At 42.5% G+C, this 19,151-nt stretch carries 19 protein-coding genes; 2 read left to right on the forward strand and 17 right to left on the reverse strand.

Annotated elements, in window-relative coordinates; genetic code table 11:
- The first annotated feature begins 216 nt into the window (after positions 1–216).
- Entirely contained in the window at positions 217–915 is a 699-nt protein-coding gene (locus M0R36_02625) for an MgtC/SapB family protein (GenBank protein ID MCK9554698.1), read from the forward strand.
- Here the strand turns inward: M0R36_02625 and M0R36_02630 are convergent.
- The 5 genes from M0R36_02630 to M0R36_02650 form a co-directional block, all read right to left on the reverse strand.
- A complete protein-coding gene (locus M0R36_02630) occupies positions 893–1,684 on the reverse strand; it encodes a dienelactone hydrolase family protein (GenBank protein ID MCK9554699.1) in 792 nt (263 codons plus the stop codon). The genes M0R36_02625 and M0R36_02630 overlap by 23 nt on opposite strands.
- 153 nt (positions 1,685–1,837) lie before the next feature.
- The gene (locus tag M0R36_02635) at positions 1,838–2,326 is read right to left on the reverse strand and encodes a hypothetical protein (protein ID MCK9554700.1); all 489 of its coding nucleotides are present in this window, start codon (positions 2,324–2,326) and stop codon (positions 1,838–1,840) included.
- A gap of 49 nt (positions 2,327–2,375) precedes the next feature.
- Positions 2,376–3,947, reverse strand: coding sequence for a hypothetical protein (locus M0R36_02640; protein ID MCK9554701.1), 1,572 nt, complete (start codon positions 3,945–3,947; stop codon positions 2,376–2,378).
- Between the two features lie 30 nt (positions 3,948–3,977).
- Positions 3,978–4,490, reverse strand: a complete 513-nt coding sequence (locus tag M0R36_02645) for a TlpA family protein disulfide reductase (protein MCK9554702.1) — start codon at positions 4,488–4,490, stop codon at positions 3,978–3,980.
- 90 nt (positions 4,491–4,580) lie between these two features.
- Complete coding sequence (locus M0R36_02650) at positions 4,581–4,739, reverse strand: hypothetical protein (GenBank protein MCK9554703.1); 159 nt, start codon at positions 4,737–4,739, stop codon at positions 4,581–4,583.
- A 242-nt stretch (positions 4,740–4,981) separates the two neighbouring features.
- Between M0R36_02650 and M0R36_02655 the strand changes: the two genes are divergently transcribed.
- Entirely contained in the window at positions 4,982–5,827 is an 846-nt protein-coding gene (locus tag M0R36_02655) for a hypothetical protein (GenBank protein ID MCK9554704.1), read from the forward strand.
- On the opposite strand, the gene M0R36_02660 is transcribed toward M0R36_02655, so the two are convergent.
- The 12 genes from M0R36_02660 to M0R36_02715 form a co-directional block, all read right to left on the reverse strand.
- Complete coding sequence (locus M0R36_02660) at positions 5,828–7,108, reverse strand: glucose-1-phosphate adenylyltransferase (protein MCK9554705.1); 1,281 nt, start codon at positions 7,106–7,108, stop codon at positions 5,828–5,830.
- A complete protein-coding gene (locus M0R36_02665) occupies positions 7,109–8,065 on the reverse strand; it encodes an L-lactate dehydrogenase (protein ID MCK9554706.1) in 957 nt (318 codons plus the stop codon).
- Between the two features lie 116 nt (positions 8,066–8,181).
- Positions 8,182–8,775: a hypothetical protein gene (locus M0R36_02670; GenBank protein MCK9554707.1), complete on the reverse strand. Its 594-nt coding sequence runs from the start codon at positions 8,773–8,775 to the stop codon at positions 8,182–8,184.
- A gap of 20 nt (positions 8,776–8,795) precedes the next feature.
- Positions 8,796–9,857 (reverse strand): LacI family transcriptional regulator, encoded by a 1,062-nt coding sequence (locus tag M0R36_02675; protein ID MCK9554708.1) that lies wholly within the window; start codon positions 9,855–9,857, stop codon positions 8,796–8,798.
- Positions 9,858–10,053: 196 nt separating this feature from the next.
- Positions 10,054–11,082, reverse strand: coding sequence for a LacI family transcriptional regulator (locus M0R36_02680; protein ID MCK9554709.1), 1,029 nt, complete (start codon positions 11,080–11,082; stop codon positions 10,054–10,056).
- Between the two features lies 1 nt (position 11,083).
- Positions 11,084–12,826 (reverse strand): hypothetical protein, encoded by a 1,743-nt coding sequence (locus M0R36_02685; protein MCK9554710.1) that lies wholly within the window; start codon positions 12,824–12,826, stop codon positions 11,084–11,086.
- Between the two features lie 37 nt (positions 12,827–12,863).
- Positions 12,864–14,969, reverse strand: coding sequence for a tetratricopeptide repeat protein (locus tag M0R36_02690; protein MCK9554711.1), 2,106 nt, complete (start codon positions 14,967–14,969; stop codon positions 12,864–12,866).
- Positions 14,970–15,036: 67 nt separating this feature from the next.
- Positions 15,037–15,693, reverse strand: coding sequence for a hypothetical protein (locus M0R36_02695; GenBank protein ID MCK9554712.1), 657 nt, complete (start codon positions 15,691–15,693; stop codon positions 15,037–15,039).
- Between the two features lie 51 nt (positions 15,694–15,744).
- Positions 15,745–16,824 carry a tRNA 2-thiouridine(34) synthase MnmA gene (gene mnmA / locus M0R36_02700; protein MCK9554713.1) on the reverse strand — a complete coding sequence of 360 codons (1,080 nt, stop codon included), beginning with the start codon at positions 16,822–16,824 and terminating at the stop codon, positions 15,745–15,747.
- A gap of 71 nt (positions 16,825–16,895) precedes the next feature.
- On the reverse strand, positions 16,896–17,765 hold the full coding sequence (locus M0R36_02705; GenBank protein ID MCK9554714.1) for a hypothetical protein: 870 nt from the start codon (positions 17,763–17,765) through the stop codon (positions 16,896–16,898).
- A 47-nt stretch (positions 17,766–17,812) separates the two neighbouring features.
- On the reverse strand, positions 17,813–18,154 hold the full coding sequence (locus tag M0R36_02710; protein MCK9554715.1) for a hypothetical protein: 342 nt from the start codon (positions 18,152–18,154) through the stop codon (positions 17,813–17,815).
- A 7-nt stretch (positions 18,155–18,161) separates the two neighbouring features.
- A complete protein-coding gene (locus M0R36_02715; GenBank protein MCK9554716.1) occupies positions 18,162–18,941 on the reverse strand; it encodes a PTS sugar transporter subunit IIA in 780 nt (259 codons plus the stop codon).
- Positions 18,942–19,151: the final 210 nt, after the last annotated feature.

Below are 19,151 nucleotides of genomic sequence, written 5' to 3' on the forward strand. Positions count from 1 at the left end.
GGAGGACAGCGAGAATGTCCCCTGCCATTTTGCTCCGCAAAATGAAGATGCGGGGACTAAAAAGAGAGTGAGAAATACTTGCTTATTCTCCTATTATCTTACTCGTTATCAAAAAGAGAAAAGAATTTTTGCTTTATCTTAAATCTTTATTAAGGCGCAAACCACAGACAATCAGAATTTATTGATTGGAGGAGCAAAGACTGATATATTTATCTTATGGAAAATATCATCAGTTATATGAACGAGCTTGTTTTCGCATCCGAGTTGACTTATCACGTGATTTTTTTCAGGCTTATACTCGCCGTTATCGCAGGCGGACTGATAGGGCAAAACCGCGAACGCCATTTTAAGCCCGCCGGATTGAGAACACATATCATAATATGCACAGGCGCGTCGCTTCTTATGCTGCTGTCAATTTATCTCCCTTCAAAAACAGGGGGAGATCCCGGCAGAATTGCCGCCCAGGTCGTAACGGGTATCGGCTTTCTGGGCGCCGGCGCTATTTTCCGGCTCGGTTTTAATGTAAGGGGACTCACAAGCGCCGCCAGCATATGGACAACCGCAGCCATCGGCCTGACTATAGGCGCCGGCATGTATGCGGCAAGCGCCTTTGCCGTTATCATAATGCTTTTAACACTACATGTCCTGAATATAGTGGAACCGAAGATTTTCAGATACAGAACCGCAAAAATACTGAGCGTAATAACAGATAAATACTCGGGCGCCGTGGATAAAGTAATCGATTACCTTGAAAAAAAAGATGTGGAGCTGAATGATATCAGTATTGAAGAAGATATTGAGACAGGCACAATAGAACTGAAATCCGTTGTTTATATCCTCAGGAGAGAGGGCACCAAGAATTTTTTTGAAGGACTGCGGAACATAGAGGGGATTAAAAAGATCTCCCTCGAGTAACACGTTTTCTCTGTTTTAAAAGCCAATCGAATACTTTTATATTTTTAAATGTCATGACCCATGAATCATGTTCTCCCTCCGGGTATTCGGTATAACATGGATTTCCTCCCTCTTTTCTAATCGCATCAATCATGTTCCTTGACCTTTTGACAGCGACAACTTCATCAAGTTTTCCGTGAAAAGCCCAAATCGGAATTTTCACTAAACTCCCGGCTTTTGAAATATCTCCCCCGCCGCAGATAGGAATAGCCGCGGCGAAATACCCGGGGCGCCGCTCAAGAGCATCCCAGACCGCAAAAGCTCCCATAGACAAACCCACGACATAAATCCTTCGCGCATCTATCGGTTCTTTCCTTACCGTATCATCTAAAAGTTCCAGGGCAAGCTTCAGGGCATTGGTGGGCTTACCGGTCATTTTGTGGGATTTTCCCGAATATGAGAGTTTAACCCATTCTTCCCGCCTTGAACACTGCGGCGCCAGTATAAACACCGGCTTATTACGGGCCTTGCTGTAATTAATCAGCTCTCTGATACCATAAGACATCTGTTTTAAATTATCAGAGCCTCTTTCAAGAGAACCGTGAAAGAACAGGATAACGGGGTATTTCCTTTTTTTGTCTGATACGGGAGGGGTATAACTCCTGTACGGAATTTTTTCACCGCGGCCATTTTTGAAAATACGAGCTTCCGTTTCATCTTTTATCCTTGTATACAAAAAAACCGCGGGGCACAACATAAGCGCCGATAAAAAAAATAATTCTGTTGACATAAACATCCTTTCCGCGCGCTGAAATTTTTCAATAATCTTCAATGAAGGATAGCATTATACGGTTTCCGCCGAATATTGCAACCGATATTTTATCGGCAGATAAAACGCCGGATAAAAAAAGAAAATTTAAACTGTTTTGCCTTTTTATCCGTTTCAAAAAGTATTCTTCTCTCTTTTACGGCGCTTATATATCATAATTCCGTAAATAATTATTAGTCCGGCAAGATTAGAAAACCACACCCATGGCGTCACCCATGAGACCCCGTCAAAAGTGATATCTGACAGGGGCCATAAAAATTTAGTCGGGAAAAACTCTTCAGAATGAGTCGGTATATCTAAGAGTATATGAAAAACCCAGGCAAACATGGTAAATGCCGCAATCTTATTAATTCTCCATACCACAGCTATCGCAACCAAAGCCACTACAAGGCTGTGAGACCAGTTATAAGCGACAAATGTCCATGCCGGAATACCTGCCAGATCCGGTTTCCCAAACCGGAAGGATCCGTTTACAATATTTACCGCCATCAATATTCCAAATGAAATCAAGTCGGGGAATACGCCGAAAAAACAGGCCATCCAGGCTAATCCTCTCCGGCCGAAAAGGGCGTAACCCCAGAGCCCATGACTGAAAATATCCAAAATTCAACTCCTGTTTATATAACCGGGCGGGGAAACTTTATTTAATAAACTATTGTAATTCCATAACCCTAAAAGTGCAGGGGTTCGAAAGCTCCCTGTAAGGAGATGTTGACAGCAGGGTCTCCTGGGTTTTGGATATTGCATCGGTGTCGCTCGGATCAATGCTTATCCGGAATTTATCTCCTCTTTTAGGATCCTTCACGCCAATAAGAGACCACGGAATAGCCGCTTCAAGATTATACCCTGCGTTAGTCCTGCTAAAAGAAAACTTTATCTCTTTCTCAAACTTTTTTCCATCCACATCGGGATACCAGACAACAAACCTGCTGTTTTGAGGTGTAAAATCGCCCGGCGCAAACCCAAACTGAAAATCATCTTCATCGGCGACAGAAACTTCCCTGTCTTTCTCAAACTGAGAATCTATCCAGAGTTCAATGTGGTCTATGTTAAGTATTTCCTCACTGTCATCCTGTATCAGGACGTCATCGGTAACCTCCAGGGCGATATAAAGGTTTTTTTTATCCCATGCTGTCCCGGCCAGGACACTTAAATCTTTTACTCCCATCCAGGTGCTTCTGCCGTAAACCACATATTTTTTATCGTTTAAAATAACCGGCTTAACCTTTCCCCATTCCTCTTTGCTTATCAGACCCTCAACAATTATCGACTCATTGTTAATACACTCTATAACGGGAAGTTCCGGGTACTTTTTCGCAGACGTTACCTTCAGCCCGCCTTTTTTCATTGTCTTATAACTTGTATAGTAATGAATCGCAATACCCCCGAAAGACCTTTCCTTTGTCAGCTTACCCGTAACTTTATCAAGGATTTCATCCATTTTTTCATAACCTTCTTCGGCAAAAGTTATCACGGGTGTAACCCCATATTTCGCATTAGGCGCCTGTGTTTCCACTCCTATTATAACCTTGCGGCTTTTCCTGTTTCCGGCCTCCAAAGCATTTTCCGCGGCAGATATTATTCTGCCGAAAGAATCAGAATAATCCATTAAGACAACGCAATCGGCGTAAGATAAAACATCATAGAAATATTCTTCATCGTAAAAAGTAGGCAGATCCACGGCAAGCCTCAGGTTTGTTTTGGAATCCTGTATTGTTTTCCTGCATTTTTTAAGCAGGTCCACATATCCGTTTTTAATCTTATCCTGGTATTCAGGTTTATGAAAAACACTCAACACATGCCCCTCTATATCCCAGTGAATACCGTAAAATCTTTCATCTGCCGCAACGGAAGCATTGTACTCTATTAGCGAGTTAAGCAGCCTCAAAGGAGTTGTATGCTGATATGACCAGTTGGCGTCACCCGCAAGATATTCAACCTTTATCCCTGCCCCGCTCGCCTTTTTTATAAACGACCGGATTTTTTCAAAATTCTGGTTTTTTAAACTCTTCGGTCCCGAAAGATATATAACGTTGATTTTCTTTGCAGCATCTCCGTGAGGGGCGCTTATAAAATCAAAGAAACCGCTTTTCGCCGTTTCATCATCCAAAACAGATGATGTATGCCAAACCCACAGGCCTCTTTCCATATTTAAACGGCTAAAGCATAAGCCCGGGCAGATGAAAATCAATATTGATAAGAAAACGGCTGAGTAAAGCTTCATAAGCGGATCTCTTCCTACAGGCAACCTGTATCAGAGCAGGTTCTTGATTTCTCTTTCAAAGGCGTCTTCGCTCATATAGCCTATATGTGTTTTTACTATGCTGCCGTTTTTATCAATAAAGAGAGTATGCGGAATGGAACGGACCTTATATTTTCCGGACAGATCTCCGGAATCAAGATACACCGGGTAGGAAATATCATTCTCTTTGACGAAATTATTGATCCTGTAAGGGCTTGTTTTGTCAACCGCAACAGCAATAATTTCAAGGCCCTTGTCCTTATATTTCCTGTAAAGGTTTGTGAACCCGGGAACCTCCTGCTTACATGGAGGGCACCACGTAGCGAAAAAATCAAGTATAATAACTTTCCCGCGGTTCCCGGAAAGAAGTTTGTCCATGGCTGTTTCATCGAGAGTTTCAACCTTGCCGACCATTGTAGAATCGCTCTGGTCTCCTTCTTTGCCCGCAGAGGAAAGCCCTTTATCACAAGAAACCGAAAGCAAACCGATAATTATAACAGATATCAATACAAATATTTTTTTCACTGCACCCCTCCGGATTTTATATTTAGAGCACGTAAACACATACCGCCGCTTCCGCAAAAAAGCAGCGGACTGAAATATTGCTTGCGGCTATCAGTCTTTAATATGTTTTCTTACTTCCGTAACAGGAAAAACTGCGTAGTAATCGGAACCGTCATGCCCGTTAGACACAAACTTTGCGCAACTTCCTTTTCTTTTTCTGTTCTGAGAAGCAGTCTTGGAAAGGTGAACTTCTTTACATCTCCATCTCATGCGGTTTCTCCTCCTTTGAATATCCCGATAAAAATAAAAGACCCCGATATTATCGGGGTCCTATATTACATACATTAAAAATAAATATGGTATTTTAATAAGCCTGCCTCTTTTAGATAAAAGCTGCATTATTAAAACAACTCCTCTTTCAAAAATAATATACCCGGAAAATATATAAGTCAAGCAATAATTAAAAAGCCCTCTTGACTTCGAAAAGCATACCCCCTAATATAAAATCCGCCATGAGCAAAGGAAAAGAAAAAACCGTAATCGTCTTCACCGATCACAACGGCATGCGCTTTAACATGATAGGCGCCATGCCGGATGAAGCAGAGCATCCTTCCATAGGAATAATCCAGTTTGCGGTAAAATGGAAAACTCCCGCCGGCGGTGTTTTTGCAAGGCAGTTTCCAAAAAGGATTGAAGAGTCATTCCGTTATTTCAGCGATATTTATCCTTTCTCATACCTGTTCACCGCAAAAACAAACGAAGGCGAAACACGATATGCCGTCTTTGACAATGAATTCAGCCCGTCCCACCTCTCTGATTTCGCCAAAGCATATAAATTGGATTATATACTGACCGGTTCCATAAATATCGATGATGGATTCGAAATGACAATAAAGCTTTTTCACAAAATTGAAAACCAAACAGTATACGAAAAAAACTACCAGACAAAAAACCATGAGGATATCATCCTTCTTCTCGATGGTATTCTGAAAGATATCGCGGGAACCCTGGGGCTTAAAACAGGTAATTTCAATTACTTTGAAGGGTTAACTGAAAATCCGATGGCTTTCCTGTTTTACTGTGAAGCAATGAGCAAACTGGATACCAGATATCTCGACATCGTCTACGATCCTTTTGATACGGCGACTTCTTTGCTGAAAACCCTCCGTTTTGACAAATTTTTTGACGAAGCTTCAAAAAAGCTCCTTGCTATCTGCCTTGAAATGGATGAAACAGGCAAGCCTGAAATAGGGCTGGAACTCGTAAACACCTATCTGCAAATAGACCCTAAAAATCTGTTTTCAAAAGACGTGCAGACCTCCCTGGGGGAAAAAATAAACAAAAAAAAGTCAGAATGATTATTTTATGACTGTTCTGGCGGGTATTACGGCTTTCTTCGGGATCACCACTATGCCGTCTTTAATAAGATAATTCTCTTCTTCCCTGTCTTCTATGCTGTCTCTGGGGTTAATAACCACTCCGTCTCCTATTCTCGCATTTTTGTCTATAATAGTCCTGTTGATCCTGCATTTCCGGCCGATTCCGATTTCGGGGAGCTTTTTCCTGCGGTTTTCCTTTTTATCCACCTCCCGCTCATAAAAATCCTGTCCCATAATTATCGAATTCGTTACATGGCTGCCGGCTTTAATAGTGCTCCTGATGCCTATCACACAATTTGATATCCTCGATTTGCTGATTATGGCTCCCTCGGCCAGAATGGATTTCTCGATGAAACTGCTTTCCACCATCATCGGCGGAAGGAACCTCGGATGAGTATAAACGGGATGGCTGGGGTCATAAAGATTAAAATCGGGCGAAGTGTTGGCGAGGTTCAAATTGGCTTCATAAAATGAACGTATTGTGCCTATATCTTCCCAGTAACCCGTATAGGGATACGCAAACACTTTATATTTCCCGATTGAATTAGGTATGATATGTTTTCCAAAATCCTCTTCTTTCCCTTCAAGCACCCGCCTTAACGCCTCGTTTTTGAATATATATATACCCATAGACGCAAGATACGCGCAGGAAGTGTTCTTTTCCCCGAACAAACGCACCGTTGACTGGTCTGATTTGAATTCTTCAAAAACTTCCCTGGTTGAAGGTTTTTCCACAAATTTTTCAATGTGAAAATTATCTCCCGTCTTCATTATCCCGAGTCCGGAAGCTTTTTCCTTAGAAACAGGCTTTACGGCAATTGTTATATCCGCTTTCTTTTCAACATGGAACATAAGCATTCTATGAAGCTTCATCATATAAAGCTGGTCGCCGGAAAGGACAATGTAATGCTTGACGGAAGAATCATCAAAGTGAGAAAGATTTTGCCGGACGGCATCGGCGGTACCCTGATACCATGTTGTATTCGTCAGGGTCTGTTCGGCAGAAAGTATTTCAATATAGCCGTGATTAAATGAATCAAATTTATAACTCTGGAAAATATGCCTGTGAAGGGACGCCGTATTGAACTGGGTTACAATAAATATTTTTGTTATGTCGGAATTGATGCAATTGCTTATCGGAATATCGACAAGCCTGTATTTTCCGGCTATGGGGACTGCCGGTTTTGCCCTGTACTTGGTAAGAGGATAAAGCCTTTTCCCTACTCCCCCCCCAAGAATTATTGCCGCGACATTCTGCATTTAGATACCGCAATCCTTTATAACTTTTTTCAAAGTTTCCGCTGATTTTTTAAATAAAACCTGTTCTTTATCATCCAGGCTGATTTTCAGCACTTCTTTAATCCCCCTGCCGCCTACAACCGACGGAAGGCTCATATACACATCGTTAACGCCGTAGTAACCCTCAACCAAAGTGGAAACAGGCAGAATCGAACGCGTATCATGAACAACGGATTGAACTATTTTAACCAAAGCCAATCCTATCCCATAGGATGTTTCCCCTTTTCTGTCTATAATCTTATAGGCGGAATCCCTGACTTCGGAAAAGATACCGCTTAACTCCTTCTCTCTATCGCAGCAACTGTTTTTTTCACAGATAGGACAATACTCCTGAAAACACATGCCCCCTATCATTGCCCTGCTCCACACGGCGAATTCGCTGTCTCCGTGTTCGCCCAGAATATACGCATGGATGTTTCTGGCGTCCACATTACAATGCTTACTCAGCAGAAACCTTAAACGGGCGCTGTCAAGCACTGTCCCCGAGCTGATTACTTCTCCGGGCGGTTTGCCCGATATCTTATATGCCGCATAAGCAAGGATATCGACCGGATTTGAAACTACGAGAAGAACGGCCTCCGGGGAATACTTCATTATTTCAGGAATAATTTTCCTGTACAGCGCGATATTCTGTTTAACAAGGTCTATTCTGGATTGGCCATGTTTCTGTTTAGCGCCCGCCGTAATAATTACAATCTCAGAATCATGAATATCCGGATAACCTCCGGCGATAATTTCAACAGGCCTGACATAAGGAGCTCCATGGTTTAAATCCATTGACTCCCCCTCCGCCCTGTTCCTGTCAAGATCCACCAGCACTATTTTCCTGACAACACCTTTTATAACAAGGGCGTAAGCGCACCTTATGCCTACATTGCCGCATCCGATTATTGATATTTTAGGTTTTAATCCAGGCATAACCACCGTTATATATAAAAATATATTATAACACTATAAATCTTTTATTAAAAATAAAATTAAAATAAGGGCGGCAAGTTACCTTGCCGCCCTTAACACCCGGTTTTCGGCGCACGTTATTCGAACTTCATATTATCGATGTAAATAACACCCTCTTTATCCGTGCATATCTGATCGAAAACGATTGTAAACTCATACATAGAGGACCAGTCCTTTATCTGCGGGAACTTATTCAAAGGAACCTGGACTTTCTGCCACTCTCCCGTAACTCCTCTTACCTGAAATCTGGACACGCCTCCCGCGTTATCTTTAAGTTCAACCCAGAAAGTCTGCGTAAAACCATCTTCCTTGTCACCCTTGACATAGAAAGTAAGGTTTTTTGCTTCCGAAACATCCATATCATTAAGCCTGCTCCAGTAACCGTTATAGGCAATGCCCGGGTACCCATCGATATAATTAGTCCCCGTTGTCAAATCATAGCTCAACATAAGGGCGCTTCCATTTTCACCGACTCTCTCGTCTTCGGTTATCTCGAATTCACAGTATTGTTCCGAGTCACTGTCATTACAGTTCCAAACGCCTCTTTCTCCTCCAAGAGAATTTTCAAGCCCGTCTTCATCAAAATCATCAACCAGAATTTCTTCGGCGAATGCCGTCTGGCAAAACAGAAAAACCGAAACCAGCATCAAAAGACTCAGTATTTTCGACATATACAATTCCTCCTTTTCCTTTAAATCAGTTTTTCTTTAGGCAGGTTCTTATCCGTAGACTGTCTTAAAATAATCTTGCTTTTCAATTTTACGATTTTGCTGGAAAAATCCTTTTCTTTGATAGCTTCAACAAGCATCCTTGCCCCCTCTCTGCCCATTTCAAACATCGGCTGTCTGACCGATGTCAGAGGAGGATAGCTTATCCTGCTGAACATCATATCGTCAAAACCCATCACCGCAATATCCTCCGGTATCCGCTTGTTTAACTCTTTCAGCGCTTCCATTCCCGCATAAGCCTGGACGTCGCTCCCATAAATGATTGCGTCAACGGCAGGCTCTCTCTCTATCAATTCAGCAGTCGCAAGCGCGGATTCTTTCAATTGAAATGATGTTTCCGAAACCATCAGATACGGGTCGTAGCGGATTGTATTTTCAGCAAGCGCCTTTTTATAACCCTCCAGCCTTTGGAACCATACATTTTCGGTGGATTCGGAAGGCATTATGATCCCGATTTTCCTTCGGCCGAGTCCGATAAGTTCCTTTACGGCATCATAGCACGCTTCGACATTATCAATATAAACACTCATGCCGCAATCAGACTTGTTATTAAGAAGAACGACAGGGACCCCGCTTTTATGCAAACGCGCGATATTGGAATCCGAAATATTCAGAAATACCGAGATCAATCCCGCTATGCTTTTATCCTGCATAATTTTTTCAAGAAAAATAGACTTTCTTTCCTCATTGTACATCTGGCTTTGAAGATTCAGCGAATATCTCAATTCATACAGCCCCGAATCATGGAGGACAGAATCCACCCCGTTCTGGATCTCTCTCGTCAGATGCTCCCCCGCCGAAGCATATATGACCCCTATATATTTTAACGTGCTTGCATACATTCCCGACTGCCTGGCTTTTATATAGGGAGAGTATCCCAGCCTCTGCGCGGTTTTTTCTATTTTCCTCTGAACAGGAAGGCTTATACCTCCCCTGTTGTTAAGGGCTTTAGATACTGCCGCAGGAGAAACACCCGTTTCTCTGGCAACATCAGCTATTGTCACGCTTGTGTTATTCTTTTTCATTGGTATAGCCCTCAGGATTTTAGAGGCCTGTTTCAAGTTTATCCGCTTTCCTTGTGGGGGAAGAGGGAAACATGAGATTCAAAACAGACCTCCGATTAATCTTAAACCGATTTTTCATTAATTGATTTATAAATAGTAAAATGTTTTACTAAACAAGAATATACATCCTGTTATAAATTTTGTCAAGCCGGAATTATTAACCCGTATAAGAAGAAATTGACTGCCTCTTGATAAGCTGAGGCTTAAATACAGTGGCAATCTCGGGTATCTGTTTTTTATCTATGATTTTTAATATTTTCATAGCGGCTTCCTTCCCCATTTCTATCAAGGGGACCTTAACCGATGTCAGCGTGGGGTTAACTGCCGGGAGAAACAGCATATCATTAAAACCTGTTACAGAAACATCTTCAGGCACAGATAAGTTGTTCTTTTTAAGAGTCGTAATACATGCAAAAGCCATGACATCATCAGAAGCCGCAACCGCGCTGAATTTCTTTTCCTGTGAAATAAAATCTTTCAGCGCTTCCGCCGTATTTTCATATTTAAAAAATCCCTCGAGCACATATTGCCCGTCAAATTCAATATTGTTATCTTTAAGAGCCTTCTTATAACCGCTTAACCTGTCCTGATCAAGCTGATATTTTAAAGAACCCGCCATAAAAACTATTTTCCTGTGTCCGAGCTTTATCAGCTCCGATGTAACATCATACAACCCCTTTTGATTATCCATAAGGACCGACGGGATCTCTTTCCCTCTGATATACCTGTTGACAAGAAGCACGGGAAATTTCTCCTTCCACAGGCTTAAAATTTCCTTTTCATTTATCGCCTCACTCAAAATAATAACACCGTCAACCCTTCTTTCTTTTATAGCCTGAAGATAATGCTGGGATAACGGTTTATTCCTGGCGGAAACCGTTCCCAAAAGCTGAAGATAATAACCGTTTTCCTGAAGCACATATGCGATGCCGCTGATTATCTGGCTGAAATAAGGCCCCACAACATCCTTAAAATCCTCAAGAGCCACCGCGACGGAAAAACTCTTTTTGCTGACAAGGCTTCTTGCAATGATATTAGGGGTATATTTCATCTGTTTTATAATTTTCTCAACTTTACCCCGGGTTTTGCCGCCGACTTTATGCAAATCCTTTTTATTCAGGACTCTTGAAACTGTGGAAATGGAAACTCCGGCTTTCTTCGCAATGTCCTTGCATGTATAAGCCATATTATTTGTTCTCCAGGATAATGTCATCTATACAGATTCTCTTTTCCGAATCGGTTCTTTTGGTCATAATTTCGATTGAAAACTCGCGTATCCCGTCCGCATCTATAATTTTATTGCCGTAAGATGAAAAAGCGGCAGATCTTGAAAAATCATTTTTTATGTCAATTACAAACCTGTTCTTTTCACCCCGGGAAACGGATATCGGATAAGTCTCGAAAGGCTCCCCTTCCCTGTCCTTGATTTTCAGTTTAATTATAACCCCCGCATCATCGGTATAAGCGGAAAAAGCCAGTCCGGAATACTTGCTCCAGTCCTGGGGGTAAAGGAAAGGCCGGCTGATAATGCCTGACGACAATTTTGCGTTTTTCCCGGGGCTTAAGATTATTTCCATACAACTTCCTTCGGACAGTTTCCCGTTTGTCGAAAGATGCCTTTTAATCTCTGCATTACTGCCCAGAATAAGTTCTTTCAGATAGGCGTTTTCGAACTTTACCTCTGTTTCCTCGAAATCGTCCACAACCGGCGCAAAATAATACCTGGGGTCGTAATCAATTTCCCGGACTGTTTTATTGTTTTCCTCATCCTTCTGGTCCATTGAAAAAGGATTGAATTCCTCCTTTGCGAATATATACCAGGCTGTGCTGGAAACACATACGGGTTTATCCTGCATCATCCAGCTGCCGTAAGCCGGTGTTCCCTCGTTGGTGGCATACGGCAAAGCCGCGGCATATTTATGAACAGCGCTCGGGGTCAGCGCTTTTTCTATTTCTTTAAGGTATTTGTTCCTCTCGCCTTCTCTGCCCGCCCTGCCAAAAGCAAGCACCATCTGTCCCGTCCCTTCCAGCCATATGGCATCTTTATCGGGGAAAGGCGAATTTTCATAACTTGAACCGAAATCGAAACCCTCTATTTCGACGTTATTTACTTTATACAACTGTTTGTTCATGCTTTTTTCAATCGCAAAATCCAGAGTGCCCGAATATTTCTTGCCGAGGCTCAACACAGCCCAGCTTGAGAGATCCGTGGCATAGTTGGGATTATACTTTTTCCTCCCCATATAAAATCTCTCCGTTTTTTCATCCCATGGATCATTTTCAAGCCAGTTTTTTATATCTTTAGCCGACTTAAGATACTTATCGTTACCGGTCAATATGCCTAAATCCCTCAATGCCGCATAACAGTCAAAATTATGCTCTGTCGCCATCCATGCCATAGGAGATCCGTCGCCATAATAACCGCCTATTATCCCCCCTTCGAATGACTGCAGCGAAAGCAACCACTCCGCAACCGCTTCCGCTAAAGGAAGGTATTGCGTATCATCCGTAACATAAGTATAGTGGTTTACAGCAAGAAGTATCCACGCGTTGGGCCCGGCGGCCCATGTTTCTCCCCATACCCCTTCTCTGGAGTAAGCATCGCAGAATCCTATGAACTTGCCGTATTTTAATAACTGTTCATCGTATGTTTCCTGAAAAAATCCGAGGAGTAATTTTGCCCTGTCATAATCACCGTGAAGAGTAAACACCATTACTGCGAGAGCCTGGTCATAGGTAAAAGCTGAATTCCCGCCTTCATGACTTGGAACAAGCCCGTTATGAAAAATAAACCGGTTTCTGTTAGCCCTCTGCTGGGCGATAAACCATTGGTATGAACGTTCAAGCCCGCTCCAACCTTCCGCTTCTTTCCCGGGAAAGAAAAAAAAATCAATATTAACAAGCCACAGGATTGCACATATCAAAGTCATCGCCGGTATAAAATATAACAAAAAAAAGAGGCGCTTTTTATTCATCTTTCATTTCCAGTCTTTTTAAATCCTTATCGGCAAAAGACGCGTAGCTGCTGTCCGGAAACCCGTCGATGACTTTTTTATAACAGGTTTTCGCATCCTCTGTCCGTTTCTGTGACTCATACAGAGAGGCAAGCTGATATGTCAATTTGACCAAAACCGCCTTGTCAATATCCAGAGCCGTAACTTTTTCAAGAAAAGGTATCTCCTTCCCGACCCTTGCATCATGAGGATATTTTGCAAATATACTCATCATCTTCGGTATGGCATCAAGGGCAAAAGAGCTTTCAGGATAATTAAATATAATCCTGCTGTATTCATACTCCGCTTTCTTCAACTGGCCCCTGGAATCATAAATCCGGGCCAGGCGGCTTATCGCTTCCACGGTTTTGCCGGCTTTGGGATATTTATCGACTATGAGCTGGAAGACATCCACCGCTTTGTCGTAAAGCTGCCGTTCCTCGTACAGATTGCCCAGACTGAACAGTAATGCGCATGACTCACTCTGGTCATTCTTATTTACAGCGACCTCTATATATTTCCCGAATAAGACACCTGCTTCAGATATCCTTTCGGGTTGAAGCATTTCCTCCTCTTTCCCGGCATCAAAAAGAATATCCGCCGCTTTGTCAGGCGAGAATTCAGAAACAATCATATCGGCATACTTTTCTATCAGTTTTCTGGAATAAACCGGTTCCCCGTTTTCTGAAAGAAGGGCCGCGTATTCCTTTAATATGTCCGGGTCGGAAGTTTCCGTTGAATACAGTAAAAGCATATCATAAAGCTTCTCCAATGCGACGCGTTCATTCCGGTCCATCAGCTCGCGATGGGCAAGCCAGTTCAGATATTGATATTTTATGCTGTTTTTATCAGGCCTGAGAGGCGAAGAATTCTTTTCTGTTTCTTTCAAAATCTCTCTCAGAAGATTCCCGCTCACTTTAGCATAAACAGCCCAATTTTCTCCGGTTTCAAGCTTCCTGAGATAAACCCACTTTTCAAAAGCATCGGCCTTCAATATATCCACAGCCGGAAATTGTCCGGCTTCAGGTTTATAAAAAGCCGGGACCGGTTTTTTGTTCAATATAATCCTTTTTATGCCGCTCAGCCAATTAAGAAACCGGTCAAAAACAGACAGGGAACCTTTCAGCGCGCCGTACCCGCTTTTCGGAGCCCTGTAACCGTCGTTAATGCCCCAATGTTCTTCTATGGTATCATCCAGCTCGCCGGGCCTTCCCGATTTATTCCAGTTATCGCACCATTCAAAAAGCAAAAAACCCATAAGTTTCTTATCAACGGCTTTTATCTGGCGGCTGACAACTTCCCTCTGTGTCATGCCTGAAGATTTTTCCCAGAAAGTGCTGTACCCCATTTCTGAAATCAAGGCCGGTTTGCCGAATTTCTTTGACAGGGAAAGGATTTCATTCACCATCCTGTCGGCGTACTCAGCGTCAAATGTCCCGTTCCAGTCCTTCAAACCCACATAAGTATTAAAACTCATAAAATCAAGAAACCCGGAACCGACCGCGGCGCCTTCTTCATAATGGATCATGTTAGAACCCGTAACAGGCCTGGAAGGGTCTGTTTTTTTCACCGAACTATATATCTTTTTCAGGAAAGCGTTAACTTTTTCAGAACCGTATCTTTCTATAACATCCCCTTTCTCGGAGCCGAAAGTAAATGGCGCATCATTCCATATAGCCCACGCAATGACAACTTTCCTGTCCTTATGCTTCAAAACATTTGATACGGCCTGTTTCTGGAGGATATTCAACTGGAAAGGCGAAGTGAAATCCGTCCACCCGCCCGGGAAACACACTGTTTCAATGAGATAAATCCCTTTTTTCTCCGCAATATCGAGCACAAAATCAGGAAGCATATCATACGTCCTGATGGTATTGATTCCCGCCTGCTTCATCATCTCAAAATCTTTTTCTATCACCTCAGCGGGAACCTGCGAAAAATGCGTTGTCCTGGGATAGCATAAGGAATAATTCACGCCTCTTATCTGCCCTATATCCGCGGGAATTAACAGAAAGAAGACCAGGAGCAGCAGGGCAGAGGAAAACAGGCTGACCCACAAAATTCTTTTTCTTGATTCCATCGCTTACACTCCGAATACTTAAAAATGAAGGAAGGGCGCACGGTAAAAACATGCCCTTCCCGAAACCTTAGTGCTCATTATTGGTAAATATAAAGCTGTCTATATATATTGTATCGCCTTTTGTGTTTCCTACATCGGGCCCGAAAGCGATTCCGACATTGTCAAGATGTTTTAAATCAACTTTTTTCCTTATTTCATCCATGGGTATTACGACTTTTTTCCATTCCTTTGCCGCATCCGGAACATTATATTTCACCTGCGGCATATAATTTAAGGCGTTAGCGTCGCGGAAAAGAATCTGAATATGCTCCCCCCCATTTTCACCTTTAAGCCAGAAAGTAAGATATTTATATCCGGAGACATCTTTGCTGTCGACTGTTATGGGCATGGTTGTTAAATCAAGGGTTGGGCCTAAGTTCATCGAAAAACTTCCCCATGATTCATTGGGTTTGCTGCCCATCGCGTTTACCAATCTGAATGAATGTTTTCCGTCATAAACATTTTCCACGCTGTAATCCGCGCACGGGGGCTCATAAACCCAGCTGTACGGCACTGTATCTTTTTCTTCCCAATTAGGCTCAAGCGAGCCGTATACCCCTATTTCCCCGCCCAGATTATTGGGCCAGCCTTCAAAATCCGCTACAAGCATTTCTGTCTCTTCGGCAAAAACATGGATACTGACAGCCAAAACAAAGACACCCGCCATTAGAAATATTCTCTTCACAATACCCTCCTTTTCTTTTAAGGGAAACCTGTCTTTTAGGAAAACGTTTTACTAATAAATAACATCTTTTTCGGTGGTTGTCAAGCTGCCTGTTTGCCTGATTACATCCCTGATTATACCCCCGCCGATTACAATATCATTATCATAAAGAACAACTGATTGCCCCGGTGTGACGGCTCTTTGCAAATCATTAAACTCTATGCGTAACTCATTACCCATAAGCGAGATACTGCAAGCCGCCTCCTTATGGGCATATCTTATCTTAGCCTTGCATTTCCGGGGAAGCTTTTCCGTAAACAAATTCAGATTATCGGCAATCAAAACCCTTGACCCCAAGTATTCCTCTCTTCCCGCAACCAGTATATTTTTTTCTGCATCGATGTTAATTACATAATAAGGCCGGCCGCCTCCTATGCCCAGTCCCTCCCTCTGTCCTATTGTATAATAAAGGAAACCCTTATGCTCGCCGATAATATTGCCTTCCAAGTCGATTATCTTCCCGGATTTTACAGGACCCGCCCGATTCAACAGAAAATTTCTATAGTCTCTATCCTTTATAAAACATATATCCTGGCTTTGCGGCCGGCGCGATAACCCCCAGGGTTGGCCGCCGGCAATTTTAATGACTTCGCTTTTTACCGACTCACAAAGCGGAAAAATGACATAATCCAGGCATTCCTTTCTTATTCCATAAAGAAAATACGTCTGGTCTTTTTTTTCATCCTTCGGTTTTGAAATAAATAAAGAGCCGTCTTTTTTGGCAATAGCGGCATAATGGCCTGTCGCAATAAGGTCAAATCCGGATTCCCTGGCATATTCAAGAAAAAGGCCGAATTTGATATGCCTGTTGCAGATTACGCAGGGATTGGGGGTCCTTCCAGCTTTATATTCATTTATAAAGGGTTTTATTACTTTTTCTTCAAGTTCTCTGGAAAAATTTACACTTTTGTGTTTTATATCAAGCGCCGAACAAACTCTCGAAGCATCAGTTACGTTGTTTTCGTCACTCGATTCATCAACACCAAAACACATAGTAACCGCTTCGATGCTGTATCCCTGTTTTTTCAGCATATATGCCGCGACCGAAGAATCCACACCTCCGCTCATGGCAACTAACACTTTTCTGTTCATAAAAAACCCAATTGGAAATATTTCTACAATTAAACCATATCGCGGGTAAGTTAAAAAGCAAAAGATGTCATTTATTTGCGGTTTTTAATAAGTTTATCTAAAGGGCTTTTGTTAACTCTTTTTTCAAGCACATCCACTGCCGCATCCGAAAGCAGTATTTTCATGATTTTCCCGTTTACATCGGTGTTATTCATGCTTTTATCGTATCTATCGGATATTTCCGCGGCAAGATCCCCCTTGTTTACTTCAAACTTCACATCGTTCATTTTCCTTGCCTTGTCATATATGCCGATTAAAAAATCCGTTTCCTCTTCTTCATCCATATTAGGCTCCATAAAATGATATTTTATACGCTGTATGAAACGTTGCGCTATCTCCTCTTTCCTGGCATCGTAAGCCTTTTCGGGAAGAACCCTTATCTGTTCAACATGCTTAATGTACTTCTCTCCGGAATCAGCCTGGCCTATCCTGTTCCCCTCCTTCGGGGGGATAACACAGGGCTTGTAAGATTTGATGGCTTCTATCTGGTAGCTCTCCAGTCTGGATTTCACCAGGTCGGCTAATTCTTCCATCTTCTTAAAATATTCTATCTCCGTCTCCTTTTCCCTGCGGTGAGCCTCAGCGTACTTCTTTCTTGCCGCATCGGATATATTCCTGCCGTCTTCTACTTCACTTTTTACCTCATCCAGCGCTTTGCCTATGCTGTTCTTCCTGCTTTCCCTGTTTTTCAGGAATTCGCTCCTGTCTTTTTCCGCCTCTTTCGCATATTTAAGCAACCAGCCTGCCTGCTCATCGCTAAGTTCAAGGCCGTTCAACAGATTTATAACCACTACTTCATCCCTGGCACCCCTGTATTCACCATTTCCGGGGGCGGAAAGCACATCGGGAGCAGCGCAGGCAACAGAAGCAGAAAGAAATACAACAACAAAAAAAAGCTTCATACTTATCATATCCCATCAAGTTACGCGGGTTCGCGTTTAATATGATTTTATTTTTTTCTAAACCCGGCTGATTCCGCTTCAGCGCCTGATTCGAATATAAGAAGGTTTTCCCGCTTTATGCCCTCGTAGCCCGCGGATCCCGGCAAAAAATAGGTTCTTTCCGAAGAATCGGCCCTGATAAGGAACCTGTCCTCATAAGGGTCGTTTTCATGGCATATAAGACACCCTAATCCGAAAATATCGATAAACGGCGCGTATTTCAAAAAAACTATTTTTTCCCAGCTTTTGTCGCCGGATCCGCGGGGGAGAAGACGGGTATCGGCACAGGTATTTTCCAGCAACGGGAAAAATTTGGTAAGAAAGTTATATTCTTTATCGTTAATAAACACAACGGGTTCAATCTTCCTTCAAAGCAATAAACCTGCTGCAATTCTCGCATATATAAACATGATTTCTATATTTAATCTGGTTCTTAAGGCCTGTGGACAGGTTCATATAACAGCCCTGACACACACCGTCAACTACATCTACTATGGCAGTGCCGTATCTCTTTACCAGCCTGTCAAAACGGTTCAGATAATCGCTGTTTACATCGGAGCGCAGCATTTCAAGCTCTTTTTCCAGTTTAGGGCTTTTTCTCTTGAGTTTCGCCCGTTTTCTTTCAAGGTCCTGAAGTTTTCTCAAAATGGAAGCGGTACATACTATTTCGGCTTCCGCTTCCTCTATGACCTTTATTTTAATCGTAGACAGGAGCTCTATCATTTCGGTTTTATTTTTAGCCGATAAAATACTGTTTCTAAAATCCTGCTTCCTGAAGCTTTTTATCAGTGAGGAAAAAAGCTGGGTGAAAAGGATAGGAGTGGAAGGCTGCCAGACAACAAGAAAAACAAGATGGACGGGTTTTTTGTCAAAAGCGTTAAAATCAATTCCCTTGCTGCTTTTTCCCACTGCGATTGTCAGTCCCTTTCCCGTTTCAATTCTCGCATGCGGAAAAGCGATTCCATGGCCGATTGCCGTGGAATCCATCGATTCGCGGCGCAACACTCTTTCCACGATAACATCTTTGTTTAAATCTTCAAATGTCCCTGCAAGCTGCTTTATGACCGATTCGGAATCAGACCCTTCCAATTCTATTAACACGTTTCCGGATGATATAAATTCTGATAGCTTTTTCATTTGTTTTCTCCATTTCTCCCGCTGTCAAACCAAGAAGAAAATCCATTCTAACCGAAAAATTCTTTTTTTTAAATATATTTTTCAAAACCCGTCCTGTCTTTTGATCACAGGCAGGCTGAACCTGACAAAATAAATATACCCGCTTATCAGGCAACCGGCTGCAAAACAGATAATTATATGTCCGGCAGAAGCCGGTATGGATTTCCGCAA

The sequence above is a fragment of the bacterium genome (assembly GCA_023228325.1).
Taxonomy (GTDB): domain Bacteria; phylum Auribacterota; class UBA6266; order UBA6266; family UBA6266; genus UBA6266.

What these genes read in the sequence shown, in the direction of transcription:
- M0R36_02685 (MCK9554710.1), bottom strand. Translation starts at nt 12,826, where the DNA reads ATGACTTTGATATGTGCAATCCTGTGGCTTGTTAATATTGATTTTTTT.
- M0R36_02670 (MCK9554707.1), bottom strand. Translation starts at nt 8,775, where the DNA reads ATGTCGAAAATACTGAGTCTTTTGATGCTGGTTTCGGTTTTTCTGTTT.
- M0R36_02715 (MCK9554716.1), bottom strand. Translation starts at nt 18,941, where the DNA reads ATGAAAAAGCTATCAGAATTTATATCATCCGGAAACGTGTTAATAGAA.
- M0R36_02665 (MCK9554706.1), bottom strand. Translation starts at nt 8,065, where the DNA reads ATGCCTGGATTAAAACCTAAAATATCAATAATCGGATGCGGCAATGTA.
- mnmA (MCK9554713.1), bottom strand. Translation starts at nt 16,824, where the DNA reads ATGAACAGAAAAGTGTTAGTTGCCATGAGCGGAGGTGTGGATTCTTCG.
- M0R36_02650 (MCK9554703.1), bottom strand. Translation starts at nt 4,739, where the DNA reads ATGAGATGGAGATGTAAAGAAGTTCACCTTTCCAAGACTGCTTCTCAG.
- M0R36_02680 (MCK9554709.1), bottom strand. Translation starts at nt 11,082, where the DNA reads ATGGCTTATACATGCAAGGACATTGCGAAGAAAGCCGGAGTTTCCATT.
- M0R36_02690 (MCK9554711.1), bottom strand. Translation starts at nt 14,969, where the DNA reads ATGGAATCAAGAAAAAGAATTTTGTGGGTCAGCCTGTTTTCCTCTGCC.
- M0R36_02625 (MCK9554698.1), top strand. Translation starts at nt 217, where the DNA reads ATGGAAAATATCATCAGTTATATGAACGAGCTTGTTTTCGCATCCGAG.
- M0R36_02640 (MCK9554701.1), bottom strand. Translation starts at nt 3,947, where the DNA reads ATGAAGCTTTACTCAGCCGTTTTCTTATCAATATTGATTTTCATCTGC.
- M0R36_02675 (MCK9554708.1), bottom strand. Translation starts at nt 9,857, where the DNA reads ATGAAAAAGAATAACACAAGCGTGACAATAGCTGATGTTGCCAGAGAA.
- M0R36_02660 (MCK9554705.1), bottom strand. Translation starts at nt 7,108, where the DNA reads ATGCAGAATGTCGCGGCAATAATTCTTGGGGGGGGAGTAGGGAAAAGG.
- M0R36_02705 (MCK9554714.1), bottom strand. Translation starts at nt 17,765, where the DNA reads ATGAAGCTTTTTTTTGTTGTTGTATTTCTTTCTGCTTCTGTTGCCTGC.
- M0R36_02630 (MCK9554699.1), bottom strand. Translation starts at nt 1,684, where the DNA reads ATGTCAACAGAATTATTTTTTTTATCGGCGCTTATGTTGTGCCCCGCG.
- M0R36_02655 (MCK9554704.1), top strand. Translation starts at nt 4,982, where the DNA reads ATGAGCAAAGGAAAAGAAAAAACCGTAATCGTCTTCACCGATCACAAC.